The following is a 5,969-nucleotide window of genomic DNA, read 5'->3' on the forward strand; positions in this document are numbered from 1 at the left end:
TCAGTTATCAGTTATCAGTTATCAGCAAGAGATTTAAAGTTTAATGAAACTACCCCAACCTGTAATTATTCCTGATGAAAAACTGACTAAATATTTATTAGTATATCGAGAACAAGATAAAATTTTGTCTGTTCGTTCCTTAATGGAAATAATCTAACAAATTATTATTAATTTAACCTAGTAGGTTGGGTTAAGCGGCAGCGCAACCCAACAAAACCTGCATCTATATAATAAAATATGTGTTGGGTTTATCCTAACGGATAAGCTCCGCTAACACTCCGTTCTACCCAACCTACAAAATATGTGTTGGATTTATCCTAACGGATAAGCTCCGCTAACACTCCGTTCTACCCAACCCATGAAATAGTGTAGTACAAATTCCTTCTTCAATCTCCATCAGAGAGTATTTGTAGACGAATAACTTGGTCATTGACTTCACTGAGACGGATCTCAATTACATTATTAGATAGTTTGTCTAAACACCCTAACAAGTGTCGTAAATGAGGTGTACTAGCACCAGTATCAACAAATAACCGTTCTGATAGATTACCGACTCGCTTCCAGGTACTATAAAGTTTAGCCGTTGTTGCTTCTAGTTGACCAGATTGTTTTACTAGATCGGCGACTACATTCAGACATTCTAATCTCAAAGCTTCTTCGAGTACCATTTCCATATCTAATGGTGATTCATTCAATGCTTGAACTTTGGCTGCTGCATCAAGATATTTAGAAAGGTTTTTGGCATCTGAGGTCAATTGCTTCACGGTCTCCAACTCAGGACTTTCGACGATCTCCTCTTGAATTGCGCTCACGTGAGATTCTGGTAATTTTTCCATTTCTCGTACTAGGGGAGCTAAATAACGTGGCGGCATAGAACCGGATGTGGCCTTTTCTTTAATTTCGCTGGGGAGTAAATCTGAACTAATGGCCATCCATTCATCTGCTAGTTGTTTGACTTCTCGTCTAGTAATGCGATCGCCTTTTTTAGCAGCATCTGTCACCATTTCTTGGACTTCTGGAACGGATTTTGCCGTTTCTACAAAAGCCCGTTTACTAAAATTATTAATAGAATCTGGGTCTAAATGTCCTTCTGCAATTAAAGTATCAGCACTATTGGCCAATTCTATCAGGGCATAAGCTTGACTCTTGTTGATTTCTCTTTCCTTGAGCCAATTTAGAAATCCGCTACCTCGCCCATCTCCTCCTATTTTTTCTCGGTCTCTGATTATTCTTAAGATACGCCCCCGCCAGATTTCTGTCTGGAGGTCGAAGCGATCGCAAACTTTCCATGCTGTATCTACTACTTTTTCAAAGTCTGAGTCTGGAATATTTTCATCTTCTGGATCTGGTAGGTCTAAATCTAGCTCTGGAAAGTTATTAAGGGCTTCAGCAAGAGCCTCAGGAAATTGGGGAGTTTCAGGCATAACTGGACAATATTATAGCTCATAGTGCCGAAATATTATTGCATCAAATAGTGGGTAATATCAAATGACCACTATAAACTTTCTTCTAACTTTTAACTTTTGACTTTTGACTTTTAACTTTTGACTTTTATTACCTGTTCCCTGCTATAAAGATTAATGGCTAACAACTAATAACCTATTCAGCCATTAGCTATTAGCCATTAAGCTTAACTGATTTTATCTAATCGTTATGAAATCACATAATATCAGAAATTTCCAATGTGTTTCCTTCCATGTGATCGTTTGCTTCTTCTAATTTGGCGCGAGAAGACATCACACAAATGTTACTGTGTTCCATGCCTGAAGTAAATACATCTAACAAAGTTTGCTTCACATCCGCTACCGTAGCATTAAGCGATCGCTGATAACGTTCCTCTCTTACTTCAGTAGTTTGCCCTATCAAATAACGCTCTAAGGCTAAACTTGTAGCCATCTCTGGGCGTAATACTGGAGAATCATCCTGAATGGTAGCAATAATAGCTCGGTCAACATCAGTCTGAGTCCAATCTAAATCCTTGATATAATCTATCAAACCAGCAAACACCTCAAGAGTGCGACTAACGTGAGGGTCTCGGTAAGAATACAAAGAAATAACCTTTCCTAATCCACTGTAAGAGCATCCAGCACCGTAAGCATTACCCTTCAAACGAATTTCACTGAATAGATAACCCAAACCCAGCAAATGAGCGCCCAATGCTAACAATGAAGATTTGGGATGGCTGAAGTGGGGTGCAGGCATAGTCTGAACGCAATAAGCCACCTGTACAGGGCCTGCTAAAGCTTCCCGTAGATTGTAGATAGGATCGAAGCGACTAGCAAAATTCTCTCCTGGTTGTTGCTGTTGCTGCTGACTCCACTCTGATAGGGTGTTCTTCACCACCTCATAACCATTGTCAGAACCAGTGAAACTCGCAGCTATAGGCTGATTCGCAATATAATCGCGGATAGTTTCGATTTTTGCCATTAAATTTGCCCCATGCTCATCAAAGCGGTCGCATACTTTGTTTAGCAAGTCTAATTGAGGCAAACCATTAATAACTTGGCTAATTTTAGCTTCTGCTGTCATGCCAGCGCTAGCCCGCAACATGGCTGTATAAATACCATTGTAAACTAAATCTGAACTACTCTGAGCCAAAGACTGATGAACAACATCTCGTAGTCTAGCTGTGTCGCGAGGGTTGACTGCAAAAATCAAATCTCGCAATAAATCTAATGCTGGCTCTAGTTGTTCGTCAAGGGTTTTTAGAGTAACACGAAATCCATGTATAGGACGATAAGGATCTTGAGAGTGAGTCCGCAACTGAGTTCTAAAATTAATTCCACCTGTATAAGAAGCAATACGTCGAGCAATATGTTCGTAATCCATATCCCCTGCACCCAACTTCCGCAAAGCATCTATATAAGTAGGTACATACAACCACAAATCTTCAGGCAACCCCCGTAGACTAAAATCTACCTGTAAATAGTTTACCCCATTTGCCAACACATGGTTGCGTAATAGTGTCACTCCACCATCAATCTGTTCGACATCAGTAGGAATATCGTCTGGCTTTGGTGGTAAGTCACTTACCTGTAGTTGAGGTAGTTTAGCTACTGCTTCTGGATCGTTGGGAGTTCCTGACTCAACTTCTAGTGCTTCTGCTTCTTTAGCTATATTTTCTAGCTCTTCTGGAGTCAGTTGAGAACGTACCTGCTCTACTTGTGCTGCTACTTCTTGGTCATAAGCTGATTGCCATTCTTGGTCTGGCTTTAATACTAAAGTTAAACGATGGGGGTTGTTGAGTAACTTTTCACGAATGAGGTTGTTGAAATAATTAGGGTCTTCAAGATAACGTTGTTTGCATTCAACCAGGCGATCGCCTATCTGCAAAAACGTTAATGGATCGTTACCATAAATCCAAGTTTGCATCACCCGGAACAACATCCGTAAAGGATACATACTGGCAATTTCTTGATGTTGGTATGCTGCTTGTTGAAAAGCTGCTTCCACAAGACTCGGTTCAAGTTCGGTTTCTGCAAGTTCTGCAAGAGTATTAATAACTAACTGACTGAATGCTTCACCACGGTCTGGTTCGCCACCTTGAATACCAATATGAAAAGTAGTTTCCTTACCTACAGAGTCTACTCCAGACCTAAGTAAGTCTTGACCTATTTGAGATTCAACGATCGCCTTTTTCAGTGGTGCCCCTTCATTTCCCAACAGTATTCGGCTGAGAATATCCAAGGCCACCCATTCATCAGAGTTGGTACTATCTCCTACTAACCATTTGAGCAGAATGTAAGTTTTCTCTTCTGCTGAGTCTCCTGCACTAATAGGATAAGAAGCTTCTTGGAAACGGGGTTCGCTCCATTGAGACTGAGGAATAATGTTGATTTTTGGTTCGCGCCGTTCAAAAACATCTAACTTTCCAGCCAAAAATTGTAGATATTCTGGAGTTGCAATATTCCCATAGAAAACAAAGTAAGCATTACTAGGGTGATAATAGTTAGCGTGGAATTCCTGGAAATCTTGGTAAGTGAGTTCGGGAATATTTTTCGGGTCGCCTCCATATTCGAGACCATAGATGTTGTCAGGAAATAGAATCTTGTTAGCAATGCTATCTAAGCGTTGCTCGGGGTCTGAAAAGACACCACTCATTTCGTTGTAGACTACCCCAGTAAATTTTAGCTCGCCTTGAGGGTTTTCTGGATCGGCAGGAGCTAGATGGTGGCCTTCCCGTTTGAATGTGTTTTCAGTCAGTAGAGGATGAAATACTGCATCAAAGTATACTTCTGCCAGGTTGAATAAGTCTTGTTTGACTTTACTGGAGACTGGATAATAAGTACAGTCAGGTCCAGTCATCGCATTGATGAAAGTTGCAGGACTCATTTTTAGCATTTCAAAAAATGGTTCCCGTACAGGGTATTTTTCTGAACCTGCTAAAACAGAATGTTCTAGAATGTGAGGTATTCCTGTACTATTTGGCGGAGGAGTCGGAAAACTGATGGAAAACAAATTTTCAGCATCTTCTGAATAGAGGTGTAGCAATTTTGCACCAGTTTTCAGATGCTCTAGTTGATATGCCACTATATGCTGTTGTTTGAGGGGGGTAATGGCTTTTACCTCAAAGCCTTCTAATTTTTGTCCAACTTCTAAGGTTCTTTCGCTTAATACGGGCATAGAAAATGAGTTGCGATTTTGTTTACTTTTTTATTAGTGTAGGCTATTTCTCTAGTTCTGTTTACCCTCTGGCCAAGATAGGGTAAATTTATTGTCACTAGATAAAAATTCATAGGAACCCAACCCTAACCCTTTCCAGGAGGGAAATTTGGGGAAATGATGAGATTCGTATCTTTGCACAATTAAATGTATTTCTAATTTAATCTTCTCTGACGACAAAGAATTAGCCCTACTAGCACAGCGAAGAGGTCCCAGGTAAGTCCAAAAATTTGTGAACCAAATGTGATTATAAAGTCCCCAGTTTAGGTTTGGGGGGTGTAGGAAGATGAGAAAAAGGGGAGAAGGGTAGTATTTTTCAATCTTATTTGCCTGATGCTTTCCATCCACATCCTGAGTCCTGACAAAAAACTGAATCGCCGACAAAAATACCACTCAAGGGTTCTTATAGATTGAACTAAATTAGCTTTTAATTTTGTAGAGCATTGACTTAATCAGAGAATAACGATATATTAAAATGTTGCTAGCTATGACGTTTTATATCGGTTTTATCAAGCAGTTTAAAGTTTAATTATTTGACAGTATAGCGTTTTCTAGGCTAATTAGGTACACCTATCTTTAATTTCTGTTCTATATCTCTCTATACCTGTTCCCTGTTCCCTGTTCCCTGAAACATAGACTTTTGTGCCTTACCAGTATGGGAATAACTATATATAAATAATATTATGTCCGGATAGTTAGTGATAAAAAAACTTTACCCCTTCTAATCTTTTTTTCCCTTCTACCTTCATTCCTCCAAAGTGTAACTATTCAACCGTTAGCGCAGCTCCCCCGGAGGGGGCTATCAACAGTATTAAAATAAACAGTATTAAAATAATTAGACAAAGTGAGACACAATTAGACAAATACTCTGTGATACACTAGATTTATGTCTAACTTATTAACTATATATGAAACAGCACAACTGCGCGCTTAGTGCCAACAAAAACAATAATCATGAAATCAATAAAGACTAAACTAAAACTTAATAATCAACAAAAAACAATACTTGCCAAACACGCAGGAGTTGCTCGTCATGCTTATAACTGGGGATTAGCAACTTGCATTACTGAGTACGAAGAAACTAAAAAACGCCCAAGCGCCATCACCCTGCATAAACGTTTAGTAGCCGAAGTCAAATCAATTAATCCCTGGTACTATGAGGTATCGATCGGGTGCCCCACAACAAGCATTAAGAGATTTAGAAAGGGCATTTAAAAACTTTCTAACTATTCGGGGACGTGGATTTCCAGTGTTTAAGAAAAAAGGTAGAAAAGACAGCTTTTACTTAGAAGGAAGTATTAAGATTT

At 39.4% G+C, this 5,969-nt stretch carries 3 protein-coding genes; 1 reads left to right on the top strand and 2 read right to left on the bottom strand.

The annotated features are described in order from the left end of the window. Window positions 1-386: 386 nt before the first annotated feature. On the bottom strand, window positions 387-1,424 hold the full coding sequence (locus AC3DU7_RS22510) for a hypothetical protein (protein ID WP_488041534.1): 1,038 nt from the start codon (window positions 1,422-1,424) through the stop codon (window positions 387-389). Between the two features lie 235 nt (window positions 1,425-1,659). Next, window positions 1,660-4,623 carry an insulinase family protein gene (locus AC3DU7_RS22515; protein WP_488041535.1) on the bottom strand — a complete coding sequence of 988 codons (2,964 nt, stop codon included), beginning with the start codon at window positions 4,621-4,623 and terminating at the stop codon, window positions 1,660-1,662. A gap of 993 nt (window positions 4,624-5,616) precedes the next feature. Here AC3DU7_RS22515 and AC3DU7_RS22520 point away from each other — a divergent pair. After that, entirely contained in the window at window positions 5,617-5,877 is a 261-nt protein-coding gene (locus tag AC3DU7_RS22520; RefSeq protein ID WP_488041536.1) for a helix-turn-helix domain-containing protein, read from the top strand. Window positions 5,878-5,969 lie beyond the last annotated feature (92 nt).

Source organism: Okeania sp. (genome assembly GCF_983059655.1).

Coding starts and splice junctions, on each gene's coding strand:
- AC3DU7_RS22510 (WP_488041534.1), bottom strand. CDS start 1,424: ATGCCTGAAACTCCCCAATTTCCTGAGGCTCTTGCTGAAGCCCTTAAT.
- AC3DU7_RS22515 (WP_488041535.1), bottom strand. CDS start 4,623: ATGCCCGTATTAAGCGAAAGAACCTTAGAAGTTGGACAAAAATTAGAA.
- AC3DU7_RS22520 (WP_488041536.1), top strand. CDS start 5,617: ATGAAATCAATAAAGACTAAACTAAAACTTAATAATCAACAAAAAACA.